This window comes from Litorimonas taeanensis, assembly GCF_003634015.1.
Classification (GTDB): Bacteria; Pseudomonadota; Alphaproteobacteria; order Caulobacterales; family Maricaulaceae; genus Litorimonas; species Litorimonas taeanensis.
Genome location: NZ_RBII01000002.1, coordinates 678584 through 704608, shown reverse-complemented (window position 1 = coordinate 704608; position 26025 = coordinate 678584). Strand labels below are relative to the sequence as shown.

Below are 26025 nucleotides of genomic sequence, written 5' to 3'. Positions count from 1 at the left end.
GATGCAAAAACGACGCCTGTGGCGTCAATGTCGAAAGCGCAATAGGGCGCTAACAGAGACTTAAAACGGTCTCATTGTATGTACGTAGAAGAAAGAAACGATACGTTATGTTTGATAAACACACAGTAGAAATTGATTGGGCCGGACGTCCTCTCAAACTCGAAACCGGCGGCATGGCCCGCCAAGCTGATGGCGCAGTTCTCGCCACTTATGGCGAAACAGTTGTTCTAGCGACAGCTTGTGCCGCTAAGTCAGAAAAACCGGGACAAAGCTTTTTCCCGCTGACTGTAAACTATATGGAAAAATTCTATGCGGCCGGTAAAGTTCCTGGCGGCTATTTCAAGCGCGAAGGTCGACCAACAGAACGTGAGACGCTTATCTCTCGCTTAACTGACCGTCCTATCCGTCCGCTCTTCCCAAAGGGATTTAAAAACGAAGTTCAAATCGTTATCACGGTATTACAACACGACCTTGAAAATGAACCCGACATCATTGGCATGATTGCGGCCTCTGCGGCGCTTTCACTTTCAGGCGTACCTTTCATGGGCCCTATCGCCGCCTCTCGCGTTGGTCTTATTGATGGTGATTATGTTCTCAACCCAACACTTGACGAGATGGAAGAGTCAGAACTTGACCTTGTCGTTGCGGGTACACGTGACGCCGTCATGATGGTTGAATCACAAGCCAAAGAATTAACAGAAGAGCAAATGCTCGGGGCTGTTATGTTTGCCCATGAATCATGCGAAGAAGTTATCGACGCGATTGTTCAGCTGTCTGAAAAAGCCGCTAAGCCAGCTTGGGATTACGTCCCTGCCGATTTGTCTGCAGAGAAAAAAGTCGTCAAGAAACATGCCGAAAAAGGTATCAAAGCGGCTTATAAGCTTACTGACAAAATGGAACGCCAAGATGTACTGCGCGATACACGCGCTGCGGCTTGGGAAGCACTTTCAGTAGAAATGGAAGAGAATGTTTTCTCTGATTGTTTCAAATCAATTGAATCTGAAACCGTTCGCACGTCTGTGATCAAAACTAAGAAACGTATTGATGGCCGCAAGCTTGACCAAGTACGCCCAATCGTTTCTGAAGCTGGTGTTTTGCCTCGTACACATGGTTCTGCCCTGTTCACACGCGGTGAAACTCAAGCGCTCTGCGTGGCTACTTTAGGTACCTCTGATGACGAGCAATTTGTTGACCAACTCACAGGGACAATCAAAAACAAATTCCTCCTTCACTACAACTTCCCACCATACTCGGTTGGTGAGTGTGGCCGTATGGGCGGAACATCACGCCGTGAACATGGTCATGGTAAACTCGCATGGCGCGCGCTTCAGGCGGTTCTGCCAACGGCTGAAGATTTCCCATACACTATGCGTCTCGTCTCTGAGATTATGGAATCAAACGGCTCGTCCTCTATGGCGACAGTTTGCGGCTGTTCTCTTGCCCTGATGGATGCTGGTGTGCCGATTAAACGCCCTGTTTCTGGTATCGCTATGGGTCTTATCAAAGACGAAGCGGGTATCGCGGTTCTTTCTGACATCCTTGGTGATGAAGATCACCTTGGTGACATGGACTTTAAAGTTGCGGGAACAAGCGAAGGTATCACATCACTTCAGATGGATATTAAAATCGCGGGTATTTCCGAAGAAATCATGACAACGGCTCTTGAGCAAGCCAATGCAGGCCGTCTTCATATCCTTGGTGAAATGAACAAAGCTCTGACAGAATCTCGCGAAGATGTAGGTGAATTTGCGCCTCGTATCGAAACGATGAAAATCCCAACGGATAAAATTCGTGACGTTATTGGTACAGGCGGCAAAGTTATCCGTGAAATCGTTGACACAACAGGCGCTCGCGTCTCTGTTGAAGATGACGGAACAATCAAAATTGCTTCAAATGATCAAAAGTCAATTGATGCGGCCAAAGAGTGGATCACAGGCCTTACAGCTGAGCCAGAAGTAGGCATGATCTATAAGGGTAAAGTCGTGAAAGTTGTCGATTTCGGCGCCTTTGTGAACTTCTTCGGTCCAAAAGACGGGCTTGTACATGTCTCCCAAATCAAACCAGAGCGCGTAAATCACCCCTCTGATTTCTTGAAGGAAGAACAAGAAGTCTTCGTTAAGCTTATGGGCTTTGACGACCGTGGTAAGGTTCGCCTTTCAATGAAATTTGTTGATCAAGAAACAGGACTTGAGATTCCTCGTGAAGAGAGCGAAGGTTCTAATGATGACGAAGATAAAGGCGAAGAAAAGCCAAAGCGCGCGCGTCGCCCTCGTAAGAAAAAGTCTGAAGACTAAACTCTTCTTTCGTCCTTAGACATGAAAGCCCGGTCAAACGACCGGGCTTTTTATTTGCGACTAACGCAGTATTGGGGGCTAATTTTGTGAACCAAATCACAATCTTTAAATCCATTATAACTGGACACATCGAAAATTAAGCCAAGCCATTAGGTTAAACTCCGACCCTGTGATAAGATAGCTGCCTCATATGGAGGTTTTTATGCTCAGATATACCGCAGCGATTACGACCGTTATGTTTAGTTTTGCCTTGCCGATTTCTGCAATTGCCGCGCCGAAAATAGATGCGAATAATGATGGGCGCATCACAGAACGGGAATATATGAACTATTATTCCGCGGAATTTATAAATACGGATAAGAATTTCGATAGCCGTTTAACCCAAGAAGAAATTCAAAAGGCCAATTTTGAGAGATTCAAGAAAATTGAGGCAGAGAAGTTTCACAAACTGGATACGGACAACAACAAAGTGGTCTCAATTGAAGAATTCGACGCCGAGCAACATAAAAGGCAAGAGGTCCGAAACGAAAGAAGTAAGACCCGTAATGATAATTGGTTCGATGAAGTCGATGAAAATAGAAATGGTTATATTTCCCGCGCTGAATACGTCGCCTATCGCGACAAGCAGACTGAAAAATACAATGCCCGCATAGTCTCACGCACAAAGAAACAATTTGAAACCATGGACTCAGATAAAGACGGGGCACTTACAGAAACGGAATATGTTCATAAAGGTCAGCAAACAAACACAACTGGCGTTCAAAGCTCAAACAACCCATTCTCTCATATTCGGTCCGCTACATCATTAGCCAAAAAGAACGCCCAAAGAGACGGCGATGGAGATGGCTTCATTACAAAGTCTGAGGACGAAGCTTACTGGCGGCAAACTTTTGAAGCTCAAGATAAAGATAAGGATGGTTATATTGTTAAAAGCGAGAATGCTTATTTATTTAGCGATAGGGGCAACCTTTTTTCAGGCGGTGCCTATAATATAGTTATAAACCCCTAACACCCATTCTCATGATGCGAGCTCATTTATGATTTAGCTGGGGCCGGAGCCGATCTGTGTCGGCGCAGGTTCAATAATCGTAAATCTGCCACGCTGTATTTGATAAACAGCCAGTCCTCGGTCAGGCCGCCCATCAGGGCCAAACCGTACCGCGCCGTCTACACCATAAAACCCTTGTGGATCTTCTAGGCGTGCCCGGCGCTGTTTTGGGTCTCCATCAGCCACAAACGCGCCAATAGCTACGGCGTCATAGGCCAAACTCGCCAAACGCGACTGATCTTCACCATAGGCGCGGTCATAGCTGTCTTTGAAATGACGCTGGGCTTCAGGGTCGGCACCTGCAAATATACCGCCTGACAGCGCGGGTTCGCGCACTGTGTCTTCATTATTCCAAAGTCCAGTACCAAGGAATTGCACATCGGCTGGATCAACATCATAAAATGGGAGCAGCGGCGCTAAACTGCGAAGCGCTGTTCCGCCCTCAGGCAAGATAATCGCCTCGAAAGCCATAGGCGTAGGGACAGAACTGGTCTTTGCCCGACGTTCATAATCTCGGTGGAAGGCCGCCAATCGCTGCGCAGGCTCTTGCATAACCGAAATATCGCGGCCGTTATATGTTTCCGATGCTGTTATTTCTCCATCACGCGCTTTGATGGCTTTCTCATAGGCCGCGCGAACACGGCGGCCATAGGCCGTATCTGGCCCCAAATATGCAAATCGCCGTGTACCATTCTGCATCGTGTAATCAACAATACGTTCAACTTCGGCTTCTGGCGGGAAAGATAATAAGTATGCACCATTCCCTGCTACCGTTTGGTCTGTCGAAAACGCCAAAACAGGGGTCCCCGTACGGCTTGCTTCACGTGCAGAAGCCGTTACAGAATCGGCAAGGATAGGGCCAAGAATGACGTCGGCTCCCGCTTTAATCGCCGCTTGTGTCGCACTACGCGCGCCTTGTGCCGTTCCGCCTGTATCCAAAGAGATCAATAATATGTCAGCTTCATTGCGTTCAAAAACGGAAAGCTCAGCCGCCTTCATCATTGACTCTGCCTCTTCGCGTAATCGGTCAGAACTGGCTGAAAAAGGTAACAATAAAGCTAGTCGTTTTATATCGCGACCAGCCATATGCGGCAGTGTCAGACCCTTGCGATTGTTAAAATATGGGCCTTCTAGGTTCGTCTCTTCTTCTGTTACAATTTCTTCGTCAGCGGCGCCGTCTTCTTCGGGGCTTGTCTCTTCTGGAATTTGAGGAATGTTTACTGGGTTTTCCGTAACAATCGGGCCCTCTGGGTAGGTTGGCCCTGTAGGCGTCGTTGTGCAAGCCGCCATCATTAAGCCCAAGACTGAAGCGGCGATTAAGGCTTTGCCTTTTGACGTACCGAATCGTATCTTTTTCGAAACTGTTTCACTATGGCCAAGCGGCGCAAATTTCATCATAATCAACGTACCCATAAAGCCAGTTGGAAATTCTGGCTTTAACTTTGAAAGAATATTAATTGTCCTTAGCCAAGAAACCCCACGCGCCGCAATATAATTCCGCTGTAATCGCAGCAGACGCTCCTTCATTGGAAACAGGTTTATATATCGTCTCTACGCCCATCGGCAATCTCCGTGATATCACATTGCGAGCTTTGGACGTACTGCAAGGCGCTGAACACATTTTAGCAGAAGACACACGCCAAACTCGAAAGCTTTGCGGGGTATATTCCATTACTACACCTTTATCCGCCTATCATGACCATAATGCGGCAGCACGCGTACCGGAATTGATAGAGCGTCTACAAAGCGGTGCGACGATAGCCTTAGTAAGTGATGCTGGCACTCCGCTTGTCTCTGACCCAGGCTTTCGTCTGGTTCGCGCAGCCGCTGAAGCTGGTATCAACATCTGGCCAATACCCGGAGCTTCTGCGCTTCTGGCTGGACTTGTTAAATCAGGTCTTCCTTCTGATGCTTTTTTCTTTGGAGGTTTCTTACCACCAAAAACCGCGGCCCGCAAAACCGCCTTATCGAAACTGACAGCGCTGCAAGCGACTCTGGTTTTTTTCACGACAGGGCCAAGGGTCAGTGCCGTCTTATCTGATATGATTGACATTTGGGGAGACCGGAAAGTCGTCTTAACGCGGGAGCTAACCAAGCGTTATGAAGAAGCGCGTTATGGTCATGCCAGTACGCTTATCCACTCTATTAAAGAGACACCACCCAAAGGCGAGTTGGTCCTATTAGTAGCGCCGCCTGACGGGGTGGCGCAATGGGATGAAGCTCAGATAAAATCCGCCCTATCTGAGCAAATATCAGAGGTTGGCGTCAAGCGCGCTAGCGCGGCCGTTGCAGAGCTAAGCGGTTGGTCCAAACGCGACGTCTATGCTTTGGCGCTAAGCCTTAAGTAACACAATATGAAACGGCGCCAACATTTTGAGAAGGAAGGCAGAAAAGCTGAAGCCCGCATAGCGCGATACCTTCGACTTCGGGGGTATTCCATTCTCGCAGAACGCTATAAAACAGCAGAAGGCGAAATTGATATTATCGCTATGAAATCGAACATCATCGCCTGTGTAGAAGTCAAGCAAAGAGCCAATCAATATGCCGCAAACGAAGCTATGGACTGGCGTACTGAGCAGCGAATAATGAATGCTGCCGAGATTTGGGTAGAACAACATTTCCACGACTTGCCGACAGACTTTGAACTCCGATTTGATCTCGCCCTGATAGTTGGGCCTGTATCGCCTTTCTCTAAAGTAACGTACCTAAAACACGCCTTTCGTCCAGATTAGTGCGTTAAATGTCAGGCTTATTAATCTTTATTTAAGCGACACAGTTGGTAACGCTTCGTTCACCATAAAGCGTTAATTTGTCTTTATGAAACATTTTGCCCTTCCCCTCCTTTGTACTGCTTTACTAACGGGCCTCTCTGGCTGCGCCGTCACAACGGCGGGTATTAAGAAAGGCGATGAACGCAATTTCGCGCGTTCATTAAACGATGTAAACGCGGGCCGGGCCATAAAAGCCCGTATGATGCGCGCTTATGACTTCTCTTTAAAAGGCGTAGATGTCGAAGTCGCCGAAGGGGTTGTGCTTTTAACAGGAAACGTTCCAAGCAAAGCTGACCGTATAGAAGCCGCCCGCATTGCTTGGTCGGCGCCGCTTATTGATCAAGTGGGCAATGAAATCTTTATCAAAGACAAGCAAAGTTTTACACGTAATGCAAAAGATGGTGTTCTAGAAAAAACAATCCGTACGCGCCTACTGGCTGAAACCAATGTTAAGTCTCGCAATTTTAATATCGAAACACATGATGGCATTGTGTATCTGATGGGCGTTGCACGTTCCGCTGGTGAGCTAGAACTCGCCGCAAAAATCGCCGCTGAGACCCGCGGCGCCGTTGAGGTTATCTCTTACGCGCGTATTGCTGATATGTCTCAAATGGCACGCCTTGATGCTATGGAAGGACAAGTTGATTATACAGAGCGTTATCAAGGTGATTACCCTTCTTATGACCCATACCCTCAAGCGCAGAGCGCTCAACGCGCCGTACCAGGGTTCCTCTCGACTACACCGCCTGTCGCTGAACAGCCTACGGCTCCAATCCAAAGCGTTCCGTTAGGCCAGCCAATACCATTAAAGCCTATTCCGGCGCCACAAGACCAAGCTTACGGGCCCACCGCACCTGCACAGCTCAATTTGGGTGACAGAATGAATAAAGAGCTACCCACAGACGAAGAATTAGGGGCTTACCGTACAGGTCAGGCCGGAGAGACAATTTCAGAAATTCAATCCGAGCCTTATTATCTTGACCCAGAGACGGGCGAGCAAATTCCCGTCACGTTTAAAGACGGGGTCGTTTATCCCCGCCTTATTAAATAGGCCCCCAAATAAACCCGTAAGGGTTTATTTTTTTAAGGGCCTATCATTTTAAAAAGTCCGCTTTCTAGAAGCGAGTCCCAACAGAGAACCGTATATTACGGCCCTGAAGCGGCACGAGATCTTTTAAGAAAGACGTATGCTGTCTCGCTTCAACATCAAATGCATTCAGCAGAGCAATGCTAACCCGAATCGGTTGTTCTCCCAAATCTGGCTTCCATGTCACAAAGAAATTCGTCAATGCGTAATCTTCTGTTGGAATTTCATTCACGCTTACCTTGTTTTGCTCGGCAGAATAATCCAGCTCGGCACGTAAGCTCAGTCTATCAGACTCAGCCTCGACGCCTGTGAGAATTGAAAGCGGCGGAATACGTGGTAAGTTTCCACTGTCGGTTTTGGCACGTACATATTCCACCAAACTATCGGCCTTAATATCAAAGGCACCAAACTGGGCTACATCAAGACCACCTTGTAGTTCAAATCCATGGAACTTTGCATCCTCGGCTGTGAACTGAAAGACATCCAATCCATCTTCTTCTAGGCCTGTCGCTTGTTCAAAGACATAGTCATCATAGTCTGTGTAGAACAGGTTCAGCGTTACAAAGTGACCTGCCTCGCGGTGACGAATAGCCGCCTCAACGCCAGTTGCCGTTTCTAAGCCAAGGCTGTCATCACCGAGTTCAAACTGACTTGTGGCCAAATGCGGGCCATTAGAGAAAAGCTCTTCAGTGGTCGGAGCGCGCTCTGTACGGAAGACTGTGCCGCCAAACCTAAGAGCATCTGTCAAATGCAAATCACCGCCAGCAGAGGCACTGAAAGCATTAAAGCGCACTCCCGCTCCGCTCTCGGTAACAATTTGATCTGTGCGTTCATATCGAACGGCGCCCTCTAGATGTAAGTCACCAATTTGTTTTTCTTGGAAACTATAGAAACCATATTGCTTAGTCTTTGTAGGCGCCACGAAAGCCTCCTCGCCAACAGCAGAAAACTCGCGCTGGCGCATTTGCACGCCATAAGCCCCACGCCAGCCATTTTGCTCTCTTTGGATAACTTCACCACGAAGCTCAAAACCTTCATTAGCAAAAACTGTTCCTATAACTCCAGGCCCTTCAAATTCCGTATGTTCGTAATCTGCATAACCGCCAAAAACCTGTACAGCCTCAAAGAAACCGTCGACATTAGCCCGGCCGTTCACGTCTATGCGAGTTTGTTTCAACCCAATCGTAACATCACCTTCTTCGGCCTCATGATCATGTTCATCATGATCCTCGTCTTCGTGATCCTCGTCCTCATGATCCTCATCTTCATGGTCATCCACTTCGCCGTGCTCATGACCGCCCGGAACGCCATAGTCAGATTCAAATCGATGAATAGAAACACCAAAAAATCCGTTATCCCCCACATAAGAAAGTCCACCTGTAATAGATTTTGTTTCAGTTGCAGAGTTTTCTAACGTGCCAAATGCCTCTTCATGCTCCTCTTCATCATGATGCTCATCTTCATCATGATCTTCGTCCTCATGTTCTTCTTCATGCTCAGCTTCTTCAGCATCGCGAAAGGCTTGGCTTTCAGCAAAGCCAGGGATGTCGTAATCTTCTGTTTCCTTAAATGTCCCATCCAAATGTAAGACTAGGTTTCCAAAAGCTTGGTTCACAGAAGCCGCAATTTCACGGCCTTCATCCACTGACGAGACACCAAAGCGAATAGCGCCATCTGTCCCATCTTCAGGAAGTGTATCAGGAATACGGCCGTCAATGACATTCACAACGCCCCCTGCGCCGGATGAGCCATAACGCAAGAGTGACGCGCCGCGTAAAACCTCAATTCGCTCAGCTTGCGCAGGCTCTGCGGCTACTGCATGATCAGGCGAGGCTGAAGATGCGTCAATGGAACCAATACCATTGGTTAATACACGAACACGGTCGCCGCCCTGCCCCCGTAAAATAGGACGAGACGCGCCCGCACCAAAGAAAGTTGAAGAAACACCTGGTTCCGATTTCAGCGTTTCGCCAATCGTCCCCGCTAGGCGGTCAGCGAGCTCATCACCGCTCAGGACCGAAACGCCTGTAATTGCTTCATCGACTGAGCGATTAAAGGGAGAACCGGTAACAATAATTTCATCGGTAATAGAATCCAAATTTTGAGAAGAAGTTTGCGCCCAAATTGGAGTCGCAAGAGAGAGTGTGGCTGTAAGAGCCGTAAAAGAAAACAAAGTTGTGCGTGTCATTAGAATCTGACTTTCAATCATTAAACATACAGAAATACCCGCAATCAAAGGCGGGAAAGGAATAGAAGAGTGTGTTTAAAGCGTGAAAGGGGGTGCGCGGGGCGGCGGAGCGCGGCCCTGCTGGGAGGAATGCGCTACTGTGTGGTAGACTGAGGTATAAATCTCTATTGTTGATGGCGGGACCAAAGGAACAATATGATTGTCTGGCAATGGCGCGTATTGCTGGTCATTCAAAACCGTGACGGCACAGGTAATTCCATCGTGCTCATGCGGATTATCGCCATAAGCCGTTGCATGGGCAATGGAAAAGGATTGCGCCGCCAGAAACCATCCGGCGAGCACCATTATCAGCAAGCGATATGTTTTGTGCAATTTCACTTAATTACATTACAATATAACAATCATTGGCGACAAGCTTTTTTAGTGCCCTTACTGTGATTACCAATTAGGACTCTAATGCAGCAGCTTGCGCCTTACAAAGTTCAGAAATACCTTTAGCGGCAAGACGTGTTAATTCTGCCATTTCACTGGCTTTAAACGGTACGTCTTCAGAGCTGGCTTGTACTTCGATGATGCCGCCATCTTCGGTTAGAACAAAATTAGCATCGGCTTGCGCGGCACTATCTTCGACATATTCTAAATCAAGGCGACAGGTTCCATCAACAATACCGCATGAAACCGCCGCCATTTTATACGTGACGGGGTTTTCGGATATAAGGCCTTGCTCAACTAACTTATTACAGGCTTGTGATAAGGCGACCCAAGCCCCTGTGATTGACGCTGTTCGTGTGCCGCCATCTGCCTGCATGACGTCACAATCAATGATAACTTGACGTTCGCCTAATTTTTCAAGGTCAATAGAGGCCCGTAAGGCGCGTCCAATAAGGCGCTGGATTTCAACCGTACGTCCACCTTGTTTGCCGCGCGCGGCCTCTCGATTATTTCGCGAATGCGTCGCGCGGGGAAGCATACCATATTCCGCCGTAACCCAGCCTTTGCCAGAGCCCTTCATCCATCGCGGTACATTTTCGTCAACGGAGGCTGTGCATAATACATGCGTTTCACCAAACCTGGCTAGGCATGATCCCTCCGCATAACGCGATATTCCTGCCTCTAAGGAAATAGGACGTAATTCGTCTAGGGCGCGGTTATTAGGACGCATAGTTAACTCCAAATGGTATCGTTTCAATTTCTGCCCCCATAGACGGGACGCTCCTGCAGGGCAATGGTGCAAAATCTTTCATAGGGTTATCTCTGACCTAATAGTATGATGACATAGGAGAAAGCTATGGCGACAATACAAAAGACCTGTTTGATTGTTGGGGCTGGGGACGATACGGGGGCGGCCCTTGCCCGGGCTTTTGCGAAAGAAGGCCTGACCGTATGCCTTGTTAGGCGACCTCGGCATTCAGATAAGCTTGAGGCTCTCGCACAATCTATTATTGATAGGGGTGGTAACGCTGTCGCCTTTCCTGCTGATGCGCGCGACGAAGACGCCATGATAAAACTCATAGAAACCATTGAAGCTGATATTGGCCCGCTTGAAGTGGCAGTCTTTAACATTGGGGCCAATGTAAACTTTCCTATCACCCAAACCACTGCACGCGTTTATCGTAAAGTATGGGAGATGGCAGGGTTTGCAGGATTTCTTATGGGCCGAGAAGCAGCGCGGCACATGCTCTTGCGCGAACGTGGAACCATAATTTTCACAGGCGCAACAGCAAGTCTGCGCGGCGGCAAGGGCTATAGCGCTTTTGCCGGCGCCAAACATGCCTTACGGGCTTTAGCTCAGTCCATGGCCAGAGAGCTTGGCCCTAAAAACATTCATGTCGCCCATACTCTGATAGACGGCGCCATCGATTCAACTTTTATCCGAGACATTCTGCCGAATGTTGACGACTTACGCGAGGATGATGCGATTTTAAATCCCGACCACATAGCACAAGCCTATGTTATGCTGCACAATCAACCGCGTTCGGCGTGGACACACGAACTCGACTTACGCCCTTGGAAAGAAAATTGGTAAATAGCTATGACAAAAGTAATTGATTTCATTTTCGACTTCGCCAGCCCAAATGCATATTTCGCCTATAAAGTTTTGCCTGATATCGCAAAGCGGCATAATGCAGTTATTCATTACAACCCTTGTCTATTAGGCGGAATATTTAAAGCCACTGGTAATCAAGCGCCCTTTATGGCCTTTGGTCATGTCAAAGGAAAACTAGATTATGAACGCTTAGAGATAAGCCGTTTTATAAAAAAACATGGCCTGAATAAATTTCGTATGAACCCTAACTTTCCCGTGAACTCACTTATTCTTATGCGCGCTGCTATCGCTGCAGATAATGCAGGGACGCTAAACGCCTTCATCGACACAGGCATGAAAGCTATGTGGGAAGATGGTTGCAAAATGGACGACCCAAAAGTCTTTACCTCTGTTATGTCAGATGCAGGTTTTGACGGTTCGGCCCTATTGACCGCGACGCAAGACCCAATGATTAAGTCAAAATTGATGGAAAATACGGCAGCCGTCGTCGAACGCGGGTGCTTCGGCATCCCTAGTTTTTTTCTGGGAGATGATATGTATTTTGGAAAAGACAGGCTTGTCGCTGTGGAGGAAGCTTTAACCGAAACCTAATTTTTGGGGTTGGTAAAATTGCAGCAAGGGAAAAATCTTTCGCGGCGGTCACGGTTTTAAGCTTGATATACCTAATTTTTTACGCCTTAAAAGCGTATGCAAAACAAAATTATCTTATCCACACTCCTGATGGCCAGTACGGCGCTTTTAATAGCCTGCGGCGATACAGATGAAAACACTAAATCCGAGCCTGCGGAAACCCCGCGGCCTTTTGCTTCTACTTATACGGCCATGCCGTCCAAAACGACATTTATCACAAATGCGCAAATTATTGACGGTGTGAATGATGAAGTGACGTCTGGCAATCTCGTTATAACTGAAGGTCGCATTACGGCCATTGGTGTAGATGTGACGGCCCCAGACGGCGCAACAACAATAGACGCAGCAGGTCGTTATGTAACACCTGGGATTATCGATATTCACTCTCACCTTGGCAATTACGCCTCTCCTAGTGTCAGAGCGCATAGCGATGGTAATGAAGTCACTAGCCCCGTCACATCTGAAGTAGACGCAGAGCACGGCGTTTGGCCCCAAGATCCTGGATTTGATGAAGCTTTACAAGGTGGCATAACAACCCTTCATATTTTACCTGGCTCGGCCAATCTCTTTGGCGGGCGAGGCGTCACTTTACGCAACGTAGCTTCGCGAACAGTTCAGGGCATGAAATTTCCTGAAGCGCCAGACACGCTAAAAATGGCCTGTGGCGAAAATCCAAAACGTGTTTATGGCAGCAAAGGCGGCCCTGGTTCTCGTATGGGTAATGTAGCAGGATATCGAAAAAATTGGATAAAAGCCGCCGAATACAAAAAGAAGCGTGACAAAGGCGGGGATAGCTTCACCCGAAATCTTCAGCTTGAAACGCTGGCTGATGTATTAGATGGAAAAATTCTGGTGCAAATGCATTGCTACCGCGCTGATGAAATGGTGCAAATTCTCGATATAGCCAAAGAGTTTGATTATAAAGTCACCACTTTTCATCATGCTGTTGAAGCCTATAAAATTGCCGATATCCTAGCCGAAAATGATGTTTGCGCAGCCATGTGGGCCGACTGGTATGGTTTTAAGATGGAATCAAATGACGGTATCCGTGAAAATGTTCCTTTCGTTCACGCGGCTGGGGCTTGCGCTATGATTCACTCAGACGATCAAGACAACATTCAACGCCTTAACCAAGAGGTCGCCAAAACTTGGGCTGATGGAAACCGCGCAGGATTAAATATTCCCAAGGCCACAGCCTGGAAGTGGCTCTCCACCAATCCGGCTAAAGCCCTCGGCATCTTAGACGAAACAGGCACATTGGAAGTTGGTAAACGCGCAGATTATGTCATCTGGTCTTCTGACCCTTTCTCAACTTACGCTCGGCCAGACACCGTCGCCATTGATGGTGCAATTGCCTTTGACCGTGCTTCAGGTTTGAAACCCAAAAGTGACTTCCGTCTTGGCCAAGGCAAAGCGGTAGGAGACGACACATGAAACATAAAACAATGAATATTCGGGCGGCTCTTCTTTCTGCCGTTTTCTCCGTAGGTATATTGAGTGTGTCCGCACATGCACAAAATGTATTGATTCAAGATGCGACAGTCGTTGTTCCAGATGGACGGTCATCCGATACAGACATCTTGATCCAAGACGGGCGTATTATTTCGATTGGTCGTGACATTGCGGCCCCTGATGGCGCAGAAGTTCTAGGAGCCGCAGGTTACTGGGTCACACCCGGATTATTTTCACCTTACTCATCTCTTGGCCTCGTTGAGGTCAGCGGTGAAAGTTCAACAAATGATACACGTTCTTCGGATTCTGATACATCTGTGAGCGAACGCGCAGTCGATAGTTTTAACCCACGATCTGTCCATATTGCCAATGTTCGCCGACGCGGGATTACGCATTTGGTTTCCACAGGTGAAGCCGCAGGGGATTCAATTTTTGCCGGCATTGGCCTAATCGCTTCAACGGAAGGAGATTTTGATTCCGTCTTAAATGAAGCCGCCTTTGTGCATGTTGCTCTGGGCGAAAGTGGCAGCAACCATGCTGGAGGGTCTCGATCTGCGGCTATGGCGCAATTACGCGCCGCGCTTGGCGATGCTCTTACTTACCGTACGCGGTTTAACGCACCTAGCGATGGCGATGCGCTGTCTCGACAAGATGCGGCGGCACTAGCCCCCGCAGCAAGAGGAGAAATTCCTCTCTTAATCAGCGCTAATCAAGCCTCTGATTTAATGACATTAACGCGGCTTAAGAAAGAATTCCCGCGATTAAATATTATTGTCATTGGCGCTATGGAAGCCTGGCAAGTAGCTGATGCCCTTAAGGCCGCAGATATAAAAGTTGTCATTGATCCAGTAAATAATTTGCCAGATCGGTTTGAAGGACGCGGGGCGAGCCTTGATAATATTACCATACTAGACGCCGCTGGTGTCGACTATGCCATTGCCAACCTAAGCTCCCAAGGCGTAGCCAAACCGGCTCCGATAAATCAACATGCAGGGAACGCTGTTGGCAACGGTCTAGATTGGGATAAGGCCTTTGCGGCAATTTCGTCAACTCCGAGGCGTTGGTTTGGCCTTAGCCCCAATACTATTAGCACAGGGCCAATTTCGACGCTCATTATTTGGGATGGGGACCCACTCGAAGCTACATCGGCCCCATTAAAGCTATGGATTGACGGTAAAGAACAAAGCCTAACCAGCCGGCAAAGTCTTTTACGGGATCGATATAACCCGACCTCTGACGATACGCGCCCATATAAATATCGGAATTAAGTTAAAGGGTCTGAAAATAACAAACGGCGCTTTATTCAAAGCGCCGTTTTTTGCATCCATCGTTAGGTTCATAACTTTACATCAGTTTTCGACAATATCTCCAAAAATGTCGAGTTCCACGACGTCACCTTTTCCGCTCTCTGCTGCGAAGGTTTGAACTGGAGAAAACTGCGTGGCCTTGTCCCCAACAATTAGATAGGTCATTTTAGACTCGTCCAAGTATTTTTCTGCCATGTTCTTGAACTCTTGTACTGGCATTGCGAGCAGTTCTTCTTGCTCTTCCTCTACATAGCGGTTGGACTTATTGTATTTACTTATCACGCGCAATGTTCCTAGCTTTGCGCCTAGGCTTTCAAAAGCCCGCGTCTTCGCTTTAACAACTTTTTGCTTTACAATTTCTGCATCAGACTCATCAAAGCTTGGTCCATAATCCCTTATCATATCGCGCATGATTTCGAGTGAAGCTTTTGTGGCATTCGCGCGAACAGAAGTTCGGGCTCGCCAAGGCTGCGCGACGGTTCCACCTGGAACCCCAGAACTCGCTCCGTAAGTGTACCCCTTTTCAATACGCAAAACTTGCCCGAAATCACCGCTTATACCGCCCCCTAACTTTTCATTTGTGAAATCAAGTTTATTCGCTTCAGGGTGCGTTGTCGCGACACTTAACTTGCCTATCGTAATAACGCTTTGTTTGCTTCCGGGGACATCGATAAAGAAGACTTTTCCTTCGTTAACTTGGTCTGGAATATCCTCTTTTTTATACCCTATGACGCCATTACTAAGCTTTTCAGCGAATGGCGCCAGAGCTGTCTGTGCGGCAATCGGCGCAATATCTCCAGCAATGTGCACTGTGATTTGAGAGGATAGTAAAGCGGCGTGAGCGGCCTTCATATCATCTAAAGTCAACGCAGCAACACTGGCCTGGCTACCGCTGAGAGGTCGCCCCATAGGATGAGATTCCGAATAAATTAACTGGTTGAAAACCTGCCCCGCAATCGCGCGGGAGTTACCTTCTCTTCCCTTAAGAGCCGTTAGCGTCGCGGATTTGACACGTTCGAACTCCTCGGCTTCAAACCTTGGTTGCAATATCATCTCTTCGACTAATTTTAACGTTGGTTCAAAATTTCTGGCTAATGTCGTAACCGTTATGCGGCTTTCTTCGCGGCCTGAGGACACATCAATACCAGAACCCAACAATCCAATTGACTGCTCTAACTCTGCCGCTGTTTTCGTTTTTGTTCCTTCATTCATTAAGCGTGTTAAAAGTGCAAGCGCCCCTGACTTACTGGGTGCCTCACCCCAACTGCCCCCTGAAAATGTCACGTCAAAGTTAACTAAAGGCGTTTCATCATTTTCAATGCCGAATAGTTTCATCCCGTTATTCATCTCGGCCTGCCATATTTGCGGCATTTGAATTAATGGCAGATCACCAAATGGTGGTTCCGATCGGTCAAATTTTGTTAGAGTTTTCTCAAACTCTCCTATCTCGCCAGAAGACACCTCTTCATTCGCTTTGCCCTCAGTAACCTCTTCGATCCATACACGCGCGCGTTCTGACTCCTCCAAAGCCAGATCCACCTGACCCTTCGGGACAAAACTTGTCATTATGGACGGACGGTTTTTAATATATTTAATATATACAGACTGAATATCTTCGGCGGTAACCTCCTGAATCATCTTGGCTTCTGTTTCGACATAGGCTGGATTCCCTGCAAACTCATTGCCTTGAGCCAATTGACGCCCTTTGCCCAAAACAGTGGCAACACGGTTATAAAGAATAGTTTCCTGCTCAGCCTTAATTCTCTGCAAATCTTTAGCGTCGACGCCATTCGCTTCGAATGTGGCTAGCGCGGTCTGTAAAGATTCATAAACCGCATCTAAATCTACGCCTGCTTTAGCGCGAATACGGAAAACAAACTCGCCTGCAATCTCCATGCTATTATTATAAGCACCCACACTGGGGGCAAGTTTGTCCCGCTCCACGATTTGGCGAAAAAGGGCAGAGTTTTTACTACCAGCAAGAATTTGCCCTAAAATCATAAGTGCTGTTTCGTCTTTATGGGTCGATTCAACAGTCGGGAAGGTTAGGCGGAGCTCTGGCAATTTGGCGAAATTATCTTCAAAATAGAAACGTTTCTCTGTATTTAAAATAACAGGCATCGGGGGGAGTGGTTCCACATCTTTGCCGCGCGGAATTTCTCCGAACCATTGCTTCACCTTCTGTTTTGTTTCTGCCAAATCTATATCGCCGACAATGGATAAAGTCGCATTATTGGGCCCGTAATTATCAGCGTAAAACTCTTTCAAATCTGAAAGAGTTGCAGCCTGTAAATCAGGCAAGGACCCAATGACGGTCCAACTATAAGGGTGGCCCTCGGGATAAAGGTTTTTTCGAATAACTTCGCCCGTATATCCATAAGCGGCATTATCGACACGTTCGCGTTTTTCATTTTTTACGACTTGCTTTTCCCTGTCTAGCGCGGCTTGGGTTACAGTGTTAATCATGTACCCCAAGCGGTCACTGTCTATCCAAAGAATTTTATCAAAGGCATCTTTGGGCACGACTTCATAATAAATCGTCCCATCGCTCCAAGTGCCGCCATTTCTTTGACCGCCCCACTCAGGAATAGCTTTGCGATTCCAGCCTCGAGGCACATTTTCAGAATCGTTAAAAGCCATATGTTCAAAAAAATGGGCAAAGCCTGTTCGGCCTGGTTTTTCTCGGTTGCTACCCGAATGAATGACTGTCGTAACCGCAACAATTGGGTCTGATTTATCAACCGAAAGGATAACCTCTAGTCCATTATCCAAAGTGAATTTTTCATATTGAAGTTTAAACTCTGACGTTGAAACCGACTCACCTTCTGTTTTCTCCGTTGCGTTACAGCCATTTAGCCCCGCCGCAGAAAGGCCAATAAACGCCGCGCCCAACAACCATTTTGATTTCATCATAAAAAATTCCATTTAAATATTCAGTTTAGAGTCGCTACACACCCACATGGTCTATCACGCTATTCCTAAAACTCTCTGTTTTCTACTTAGGTTTAATCCATATGTTGATTTTGGTGTAATCTTGGGAACACACTCGTTTTCTTTACAACGCCATAGGCAAAGCTTGTATCAATGGACCCGATCCCCCCAATTGGGTGAAGGGCTCGCCGAACAAAACCCTCATAGTCATTCAGGTCCGCTACGATAACTTTTAATAAATAATCAGCTCGACCTGTCATCATGTAACATTCCAAGACATGGTCTATTTTACTAATTTGCGCTTCAAAGTTTTGAACTACGTCTTCGGTGTGTTTGTCTAATTGAACGCGCACAAATACCGTAACGGGTAGACCATATGCCACAGAATCCACATCCACACTATAACCAGAAATAATGCCAGACTTCTCCAAATTACGTAGCCTGCGTAAACAGGGTGATGGAGACAGATTCACCTTTTCCGCTAAATCCTGATTTGTCATTCGGCCATCACTTTGTAGGGCGCGAATGATTTGTCGATCTTTACTGTCCATTTTCGCCCCTTATTAGCATTATCTATCAATCTACTCGTTAATATCGGCAACATTAACAAGCAAATGCTTTTATCTATAGGATATACTGCCTTCAAATACCTAATCAAAGGCATAATATGGCAAACGACAATCATGGCTTTGCGACCCGCGCAATTCATCAGGGTTATAACCCACTGGAACATCAGGGCGCCCTAACCCCGCCAGTGCATTTCACCTCGACCTATGCTTTTGAAACCGCTGAAACAGGCGGAGCGATGTTTGCGGGAGAGCAAGACGGGCATGTCTACTCACGGATCTCAAACCCTACGCTTTCCATTTTAGAGGAACGTATGGCCTCATTAGAGGGAGGCGAAGCGGCGATTGCTGTAGGTTCTGGAATTGGAGCTATCACTTCAACCCTCTGGACCTTGCTGAAAGCTGGGGATGAGATTATCGTCGACAAAACACTTTATGGCTGTACGTTTTCATTTCTGCATCACGGTCTCGCAAAATTTGGCGTCACGATTACGCATGTCGATTTAACAAATGTTGATAATTTACGCGGCGCAATAAATAAGAACGTAAAAATCGTTTATTTTGAAACGCCCGCAAACCCCAATATGCGTCTTGTCGATATTTCGCAGGTGTCAAAGATTGCCAAAGCCAACAACATATTGACCCTTGTCGATAATACCTATGCCACCCCCTATATTACACAGCCCATAAAACTCGGGGCAGATATCGTGGTTCACTCTGCGACCAAATATCTCGGCGGCCACGGGGATCTCGTCGCAGGCATGATTATCGGAACACAAGAGATGATGGAGCGCGTTCGGTTGATGGGACTAAAAGATATGACGGGTGCGGTCATGAGTCCTTTTACAGCTATGTTGATTATGCGCGGATTAAAAACATTAGAGCTACGTATGGAACGTCACTCTTCAAGCGCTATGATTGCCGCGCAGATGCTAGAGCGTTCTCCTGAGATATCCAAAGTTTGGTATCCCGGGCTTGAAAGCTTTGAACAACGACCGCTCGCAAAAAAACAAATGCAAAGCTTTGGCGGCATGATTGCTTTTGAGTTGAGAGGCGGATTGGAGGCTGGGCGTCAATTTATCAATAAGTTAAACCTCATTCAATGTGCAGTATCGCTGGGCGACGCAGAGTCACTTATTCAACACCCTGCCAGTATGACTCACTCCACATACACCCCCGAGGAACGAGAGCATCACGGCATTAGTGACGGGCTTATTCGTTTATCAATTGGCCTAGAAAATATCGATGATATCATCGCAGACTTAAAAAACGGATTTGAGGCCCTTACAGCCTCTGCCGCCGCCTAGGCTAAAATTTATATAAAAGCTATAGCAACAGGATGAAAAGAGATTGAACTTCGCTCATAATCCCCCACATTAAGGGGGTTATGACAGCACCCGCTCCACATTTTTCGCTTTCGGATCTCGACAGCCGCGCTCGTAGAGTTTTTCGGGATATTGTAGAAAGCTATCTTGAGTCTGGAGCCCCTGTAGGTTCAAAAACCCTTGCTCTTTCCAGTGGTCAAAATCTATCGCCCGCTACAATTCGGAACACCATGGCCGAATTAAGCCGCTTTGGATTACTGGCCTCGCCCCATGTCAGCGCAGGGCGAATTCCTACACAGGCGGGGTTACGGCTTTTTGTGGACGGCTTATTAGAAATTGGCGACCTCGGGAAAACAGAGCAAGCCAATCTAGAAGCTCGCCTAGCAGGCTCAAATCAATCACCTGATCGGTTTTTAGAACAAGCTAGCGGTATGCTCGCGGGGCTCGCTGGCGGCGCAGGATTAGTCCTATGCCCACAATCACAATTATCCTCGCCTTTGCGCCATGTAGAATTTGTTGCGCTTGACAATGGACAAGCCTTAGTCGTTCTTGTTTTCGAAGATGGCCACATTGAAAACCGTCTGATGCCTCGCCCTGAAGGTTTGCTTCCGGCCTCATTAGAGCGCGCCGGAAACTTCCTCTCTGCCCGCTTAAAAGGCCGTCGACTCGAAGAAGCCCGCGCAGATATCCTTGAGGAAATAGCCCAAGGCCATGCCCAAATTGATGCCTCTGCGGCCAGCCTTATTGAACAAGGCCTCGCAACCTGGTCTGGTCAAGACGATGGGGCCGAGAGCAAACGCGCCCTAATTGTTCGCGGTCGAGCGCAACTTCTTGATAACTTAGAAGCGCAAACAGATCTTGAGCGCATCCGGCTATTGTTCGAAGATTTAGAGCGAAAAGAGGAACTCATCGCCCTGCTGGACCGAACAGAACAAGCAGATGGCGTGAAGATTTTTATCGGTACAGAAAACCCGTTATTTTCTTTATCTGGGTCTAGCTTAGTCATTGCCCCCTACCGTGATGCCAAACAGAATATTCTTGGCGCGGTCGGCGTTATTGGTCCAACACGACTAAATTATGCTCGCGTTATACCAATGGTGGATTATACTGCACAACTCGTCGGTCGTTGGTTGAATAAAGCATAAACTATCAATACATAGCCCTTTGAACACAGTGATACACCCACGCAAAACAAAAGCGTAAAGAGAGCCAGAATGTCTGACCCGAAAAAACCAACAATGCCCAATATCAAAGGCATGGGTGATATGCCCACCGAAGCCGAACTTGACGCACTTCAAGCTGAAATTGACAACGCAACGAAAGGCATGGGCAATCGTGCCGCCGCCGCTCAAGCCGCTAAAGACGCTCAAGCGACTGAGGAAGAGATTAAAGCTAGCCTTGAAAACGCAGGCATTAATGCTGACGCCCCTGACGCTGGGGCCGCCGCTATCGCCCGCATCCAAGAACTAGAGGCGGAACTTGCTAATTTAAAAGACCAAGCCCTTCGCTCTATGGCAGATGCTGAAAATGTCAAAAAACGCGCGGAACGCGAAGTAGCTGCTGCAAAAACATTTGGAATTGAACGCTTTGCTCAAGACATCCTCTCTGTTCACGACAATCTTTCTCGGGCGCTCTTAACCCTCGAAGGCACAAATAAGGATGAACTTGGTGAGAATGCTAAAAATCTCGTGGCAGGGATTGAGCTAACAGAAAAAGACCTCATCATGGTATTATCGCGTCATGGTGTTAAAGCTGTGCCGGGTGTGGGGTCAAAATTTGACCCCAATGTGCATCAAGCTGTAGCCAATATTCCCTCTGATGAAGAAAAGGGTAATGTCGCAAATGTAATGCAGACGGGCTTTAAAATCGGTGATCGTACTTTGCGGGCCGCTATGGTTGCTGTCAGCACAGGCCCTGCGGCATAAATAAGCAATCTAAAACCGCCCCACAAAACGGGTCAGTCATCTTGGCTGACCGGGCCCGGGGTTATGCCTGAACTTCCCGAAGTCGAAACGGTCCGCCGAGGGCTATACCCCGTTATGGAAGGGGCTGTTTTTTGTAGCGTTACTCTAAATCGTCCAGACCTTCGCTTTCCTTTTCATCCTGATTTCGTTGCAAGGATAGAAGGTCAAAGACTCACCCGGCTTTCTCGGCGGGCAAAGTTTTTGCAAGCTGATCTCTCATCAGGTGAGAGACTGTTCATGCATCTGGGCATGAGTGGGCGGTTTATCATCGATCACCAAAACACGCCTGATCTGGTTCACGCCCATAAGGCGAATCCAAAACACCATCACGTCATATTCGAGATGGATAATGGCGCCATAATAATATTCAATGACCCTAGACGATTTGGATTCATGGAACTCGCCGCCAATGGTGAAGATTACCGCCTTGACCATATTGGACCAGAGCCTCTCTCTAATCAATTTAACGGGCCTGTCCTTCGGGAGGCTCTACGCGGGAAAAAATCTAAGATCAAAGCCGCCTTACTCGACCAACGCGTGGTTGCAGGCCTTGGTAATATTTATGTTTGCGAAGCTTTGTTTCGCGCCCTTATTTCACCGCGACGCGCCGCAGGGCGCCTGAGCGTAAGAGAAACTGACGCCCTTGCAGCTCATATCAAGGATGTCTTATCCGAAGCAATCCAAGCTGGCGGGAGTAGCTTGAAAGACTTTTCAAACACAGACGGAAAATTAGGATATTTCCAACATCAATTCGATGTTTACGGACGGGAAGGTAAGCCCTGCCCCGTTTGCAATACTCCCATAAAGCGTATCGTTCAAAGCGGTCGAAGTTCATTCTTTTGCAGGCCCTGTCAAAAATAAAGCCTATAACACTCTATAGAGTCGCTTAAAAACTACCTCGTTTTTCTTCTCTTGAAAATCCTCCCTATGACACATACGCTGTTGGAAAAGCATAAGGCATTGCGACCTCGGGGCTTTGCGCCTTGTCTTCCCCATTGCGGCACCCCCTCAATCACGATAGAAGCCGCGACTTAAATATAGAGAGAAAACACCGTTATGGCATATCAAAATATAGACCTGACCCGCGACGGCCACGTCGCCATTATCCGGCTCGACCGCCCCAAGGCGCTCAATGCGCTCAACTCTGCAATGATGGGCGAAGTGGCGCAGGCTTTAGCTGCACTTGAATCAGATGACGCCATTGGCTGCGTTATCCTCACAGGCAGCGATAAAGCATTTGCTGCCGGCGCGGATATTAAGGAGATGTCAGATAATGATTATCTGAGCATATATAAGAATGACCCTTTCGAAGCCAATCACTGCGCGATTGAGCGTTTTCGCAAACCAATAATTGCCGCTGTTGCAGGCTATGCTTTGGGCGGCGGCTGTGAAATCGCAATGATGTGTGACTTCATCATTGCCGCTGAAACCGCAAAATTCGGACAACCTGAAATCAATTTAGGTGTTATGCCAGGTATTGGCGGGACGCAGCGTCTTATGCGCGCTGTGGGTAAGGCCAAAGCCATGGATCTCTGCCTGACGGGCCGTATGATGGATGCCGAAGAGGCTGAACGTGCTGGCCTTGTGAGCCGGATTGTTAAGCTGGATGACCTTATGGAAACAGCGCTTGATGCTGCCTCCAAGATTGCGGCTCAGAGCCAGCCTGTGGCCATGATTACCAAAGAAACTATCAATGCCGGGTTCAATATGACCTTGGAACAAGGCATTCATTTTGAGCGCCGCTTATTTCAAAGTCTGTTTTCTACTCAGGATCAAAAAGAAGGTATGGCGGCCTTTATTGAGAAACGAAAACCTCATTTTAAAAACAAATAGGCCAAATCACGTCATCCACGCAAATTCTATGAGATTGTGTGGTTGACGGCACCGCATACGCGGCGTATAGGGCCGTTTCGAAATTCGGGTAGGCCGCCGCCTGCCCCTTTATGATATGGAATAGAGGTAAACATGGCAAATACTTCATCTGCCAAGAAGAACGTCCGCAAGATGGCACGGAAGACAGAAGTCAACCGCGCTCGCCGGAGCCAAGTGCGTACATTTTTGCGCCGTGTAGAAGACGCTATCACAGCTGGTGACAAATCAGCCGCTAGCGATGCATTAAAAAAAGCTGAACCTGCTTTGATGCGCGCCGTGTCACGTGGTGTCTTTCATAAAAACACAGCGGCTCGCAAAATCTCTCGCTTAAATAAGCGCGTTAAGGCGATTGCTTAAACCAAATAACGAAGTCAGCCTGTCTTCCGACAGATTGACTATCCTATGACGAAACTCATAAAGCTGATCTTTGAGTTTGATTTGTAGATTTTAAATCACCGGGCCAGTGCCCGGTTTTTTTATGCCCGTAATCTTGCTTCAACCTCTTACGGGTTCAGCAGCGTCCACAATGTAGACCGAAAACCACCGCCCTGTGCCAAGCGTCTGTCTCTTCTAAGCGCGTTAATTTCTCTCTATAGATTACAGTCTTCACTTGAACGAAAAATTTTTGTGCTTAGCGCGTCATAGAGGGGTGAATTTTTTAACAAGGCCTGAGCCCTTTTTTAGACCTAAAAAAAATTTCACGGAAATGTGAAATTTTTAAGACGCCACCTTTTTGAGATTCTTACGTTTTTTTGAGTCAACTGGAAAGGTCGCCTTTTTCTCAATTTTTGTCCGTTGACGAAAGCGAAAAGAGTCGCTTTAAAAGGGAACACTGAGATGCCGACAGCGCTCGCCAAAGCTCTTCAGTGTCAGGGATAGCCAAGCGTCTGAGGGAGGGGTCTTCTTTACGCGGGGTTCCATTAAATTGTAAATTTGTAGGGGTTTTTGACGTTTAACCCCCCTGGTTCCGTTTGGAGTGAATTTTGATGAATGATGCCAATTCTAGCTCGCCTCACGCTTCACGGAAACAACCCGTAAAACGTTCGACTTCGGCACCAGATCTCTACACAGGTGAACCGCCTTTACAGAGCGCCCATAACACATGGGCAAAAGTCAAAACAGATCTGGGATATGCTCTTGGCCCAAATGTTCATCGTTCATGGACGGGGCAACTTCGCGTGAGTCAGGCTAATGAGAGAATTGTAACACTCGCCGCGCCGTCTCGTTTTATTGCTTCAAAAATTGAAGCCAATTATGCGGACACTGTAAGACGTTTATGGAAAAAGCATGACATGGTTGCGCCGCCTCGAGATATCATTTTCTCTGCCACCAATGAACGCTCAGCCTTAGCCTCCCCAACGCCCCGTAGAAAGGCGGCGGAAAATACGGCGCCGCTTCACACCCCATATTTACAAGAAGTCAAATCAGACGTTCCTGTACCTGCAGACCTAGAAGAGACAAAGCCCACTTCAACTGATAATCCACGTGACCGCTTCACATTTGATAATTTTGTTGTCGGTGCATCCAACGAACTCGCCTTTGCCGTTGCACGCCAAATCGCGTCTTGCCGCGCTCCACAATATAACCCGATTGTTATTCACGGCGCGAACGGTATGGGAAAAACACACTTACTTCACGCCATAGAAGATGCGGCGCGAGCCTCTGATCCTAGCTATCGCGTGAAACTTATTTCGTCGGAAAATTTTGTTTCCGCTTTCGTTTCATCTGTACGTGGCACTGGCCGTGACGCCATTGAAGCCTTTAAAGCCTCTCTACGTGATGTTGACCTGCTCATTATTGATGATGCTCACTTCATCGCTGACAAGCCTGGCAGCCAAGAAGAATTGCTCCATACATTAGTAAGCCTTGTCGCGCAGGGCCGTCAAATTCTTATCGCCGCGGATCGCCACCCAGACAAAATTGAAAAAGCCTCAGATCGCTTAAAATCATATTTATCTTCGGGTCTGGTTTGCCGTATTGGCGCCGCTGATTATGAGCTACGCCTGCGCATATTAGACCGCCTGATTCAACGTCGACGCGCCTCTGGTAATCCTGAGCTCGCTATTCCGCAAAATGCACGTGACCATTTGGCTGCGCGTATGAATGCTACGCCGCGTGACCTAGAAGGGGCCTTTAATCAAATCGTCGCTCAAAGTGAGTTCCTTGGCACGCCAATTACTCTTGAAACAGTACAAGACACACTTTCTGACTCTCGTTATATGGCTGGACAGCGCCTTACCGTTGATCGCATACAGCGCGCGGTCTGCGAAGCCTTTGGATTAAGCCTAACAGATATGGTATCGAAACGCCGCGCCCGCCAAATAGCGCGCCCACGTCAAGTCGCCATGTATCTCTCAAAGAAACTGACCAAGCGCTCCTTGCCAGATATTGGCCGTCGTTTTGGAGGGCGCGATCACACGACCGTTATGCATGCCGTGAAACGCATTGATGAACTTCGAGCTGTTGATGCTGAATTTAACGGTCAAATCGAGGCCGTTGAGGCGACTTTAAAAACTTAGCCCGCGCCTACGACTTTGTGCGCG

General features: G+C 47.7%; 22 protein-coding genes. 16 read left to right on the top strand and 6 right to left on the bottom strand.

All coding sequences use genetic code 11. The annotated features are described in order from the left end of the window. Positions 1-107: 107 nt before the first annotated feature. Positions 108-2294 carry a polyribonucleotide nucleotidyltransferase gene (gene pnp / locus DES40_RS11315; protein ID WP_121102234.1) on the top strand — a complete coding sequence of 729 codons (2187 nt, stop codon included), beginning with the start codon at positions 108-110 and terminating at the stop codon, positions 2292-2294. A 202-nt stretch (positions 2295-2496) separates the two neighbouring features. Continuing rightward, complete coding sequence (locus DES40_RS11310) at positions 2497-3303, top strand: EF-hand domain-containing protein (RefSeq protein ID WP_170144974.1); 807 nt, start codon at positions 2497-2499, stop codon at positions 3301-3303. Positions 3304-3336: 33 nt separating this feature from the next. Here DES40_RS11310 and DES40_RS11305 read toward each other — a convergent pair whose 3' ends face one another. After that, positions 3337-4740 carry a penicillin-binding protein activator gene (locus tag DES40_RS11305; protein ID WP_170144973.1) on the bottom strand — a complete coding sequence of 468 codons (1404 nt, stop codon included), beginning with the start codon at positions 4738-4740 and terminating at the stop codon, positions 3337-3339. A gap of 59 nt (positions 4741-4799) precedes the next feature. On the opposite strand from DES40_RS11305, the gene rsmI reads away from it, so the two are divergent. From rsmI to DES40_RS11290, 3 genes are all read left to right on the top strand, one after another. Beyond that, positions 4800-5690, top strand: coding sequence for a 16S rRNA (cytidine(1402)-2'-O)-methyltransferase (rsmI, locus tag DES40_RS11300; protein WP_233345587.1), 891 nt, complete (start codon positions 4800-4802; stop codon positions 5688-5690). Between the two features lie 6 nt (positions 5691-5696). Continuing rightward, the gene (locus DES40_RS11295) at positions 5697-6074 is read left to right on the top strand and encodes a YraN family protein (RefSeq protein WP_121102228.1); all 378 of its coding nucleotides are present in this window, start codon (positions 5697-5699) and stop codon (positions 6072-6074) included. Positions 6075-6159: 85 nt separating this feature from the next. Beyond that, positions 6160-7164, top strand: coding sequence for a BON domain-containing protein (locus DES40_RS11290; RefSeq protein ID WP_121102226.1), 1005 nt, complete (start codon positions 6160-6162; stop codon positions 7162-7164). 64 nt (positions 7165-7228) lie between these two features. Here DES40_RS11290 and DES40_RS11285 read toward each other — a convergent pair whose 3' ends face one another. The 3 genes from DES40_RS11285 to rph form a co-directional block, all read right to left on the bottom strand. Then, the gene (locus DES40_RS11285) at positions 7229-9388 is read right to left on the bottom strand and encodes a TonB-dependent receptor (RefSeq protein ID WP_170144972.1); all 2160 of its coding nucleotides are present in this window, start codon (positions 9386-9388) and stop codon (positions 7229-7231) included. Between the two features lie 75 nt (positions 9389-9463). Continuing rightward, positions 9464-9766, bottom strand: coding sequence for a hypothetical protein (locus DES40_RS11280; RefSeq protein ID WP_147405902.1), 303 nt, complete (start codon positions 9764-9766; stop codon positions 9464-9466). A gap of 67 nt (positions 9767-9833) precedes the next feature. Then, on the bottom strand, positions 9834-10550 hold the full coding sequence (rph, locus tag DES40_RS11275) for a ribonuclease PH (protein WP_121102220.1): 717 nt from the start codon (positions 10548-10550) through the stop codon (positions 9834-9836). Positions 10551-10676: 126 nt separating this feature from the next. On the opposite strand from rph, the gene DES40_RS11270 reads away from it, so the two are divergent. The 4 genes from DES40_RS11270 (at position 10677) to DES40_RS11255 (ending at position 14785) form a co-directional block, all read left to right on the top strand. Then, complete coding sequence (locus tag DES40_RS11270; RefSeq protein ID WP_121102218.1) at positions 10677-11414, top strand: SDR family oxidoreductase; 738 nt, start codon at positions 10677-10679, stop codon at positions 11412-11414. A gap of 6 nt (positions 11415-11420) precedes the next feature. Then, positions 11421-12026: a 2-hydroxychromene-2-carboxylate isomerase gene (locus DES40_RS11265; RefSeq protein WP_121102216.1), complete on the top strand. Its 606-nt coding sequence runs from the start codon at positions 11421-11423 to the stop codon at positions 12024-12026. Between the two features lie 96 nt (positions 12027-12122). Next, positions 12123-13499: an amidohydrolase gene (locus tag DES40_RS11260; protein WP_121102214.1), complete on the top strand. Its 1377-nt coding sequence runs from the start codon at positions 12123-12125 to the stop codon at positions 13497-13499. Next, on the top strand, positions 13496-14785 hold the full coding sequence (locus DES40_RS11255) for an amidohydrolase family protein (protein ID WP_121102212.1): 1290 nt from the start codon (positions 13496-13498) through the stop codon (positions 14783-14785). The genes DES40_RS11260 and DES40_RS11255 overlap by 4 nt, the downstream gene beginning before the upstream one ends. Before the next feature lie 81 nt (positions 14786-14866). Here the strand turns inward: DES40_RS11255 and DES40_RS11250 are convergent, their stop codons facing one another. Beyond that, the gene (locus DES40_RS11250; RefSeq protein WP_233345586.1) at positions 14867-17737 is read right to left on the bottom strand and encodes a M16 family metallopeptidase; all 2871 of its coding nucleotides are present in this window, start codon (positions 17735-17737) and stop codon (positions 14867-14869) included. Between the two features lie 92 nt (positions 17738-17829). Continuing rightward, a complete protein-coding gene (locus DES40_RS11245) occupies positions 17830-18306 on the bottom strand; it encodes an Lrp/AsnC family transcriptional regulator (protein ID WP_121102208.1) in 477 nt (158 codons plus the stop codon). Between the two features lie 116 nt (positions 18307-18422). Between DES40_RS11245 and DES40_RS11240 the strand changes: the two genes are divergently transcribed. The 7 genes from DES40_RS11240 (at position 18423) to dnaA (ending at position 26001) form a co-directional block, all read left to right on the top strand. Further along, on the top strand, positions 18423-19628 hold the full coding sequence (locus tag DES40_RS11240; protein ID WP_121102206.1) for a methionine gamma-lyase: 1206 nt from the start codon (positions 18423-18425) through the stop codon (positions 19626-19628). A gap of 80 nt (positions 19629-19708) precedes the next feature. Further along, entirely contained in the window at positions 19709-20791 is a 1083-nt protein-coding gene (gene hrcA, locus DES40_RS11235) for a heat-inducible transcriptional repressor HrcA (protein WP_121102204.1), read from the top strand. A gap of 69 nt (positions 20792-20860) precedes the next feature. Beyond that, positions 20861-21571 (top strand): nucleotide exchange factor GrpE, encoded by a 711-nt coding sequence (grpE, locus tag DES40_RS11230; protein ID WP_121102202.1) that lies wholly within the window; start codon positions 20861-20863, stop codon positions 21569-21571. A gap of 63 nt (positions 21572-21634) precedes the next feature. Then, positions 21635-22471 (top strand): bifunctional DNA-formamidopyrimidine glycosylase/DNA-(apurinic or apyrimidinic site) lyase, encoded by an 837-nt coding sequence (gene mutM / locus DES40_RS11225; protein ID WP_121102199.1) that lies wholly within the window; start codon positions 21635-21637, stop codon positions 22469-22471. A gap of 195 nt (positions 22472-22666) precedes the next feature. Then, positions 22667-23443: an enoyl-CoA hydratase gene (locus tag DES40_RS11220; protein WP_121102196.1), complete on the top strand. Its 777-nt coding sequence runs from the start codon at positions 22667-22669 to the stop codon at positions 23441-23443. A gap of 132 nt (positions 23444-23575) precedes the next feature. Further along, positions 23576-23839, top strand: coding sequence for a 30S ribosomal protein S20 (gene rpsT, locus DES40_RS11215; RefSeq protein WP_121102193.1), 264 nt, complete (start codon positions 23576-23578; stop codon positions 23837-23839). Positions 23840-24468: 629 nt separating this feature from the next. Beyond that, positions 24469-26001 carry a chromosomal replication initiator protein DnaA gene (gene dnaA, locus DES40_RS11210; RefSeq protein WP_121102190.1) on the top strand — a complete coding sequence of 511 codons (1533 nt, stop codon included), beginning with the start codon at positions 24469-24471 and terminating at the stop codon, positions 25999-26001. Positions 26002-26025 lie beyond the last annotated feature (24 nt).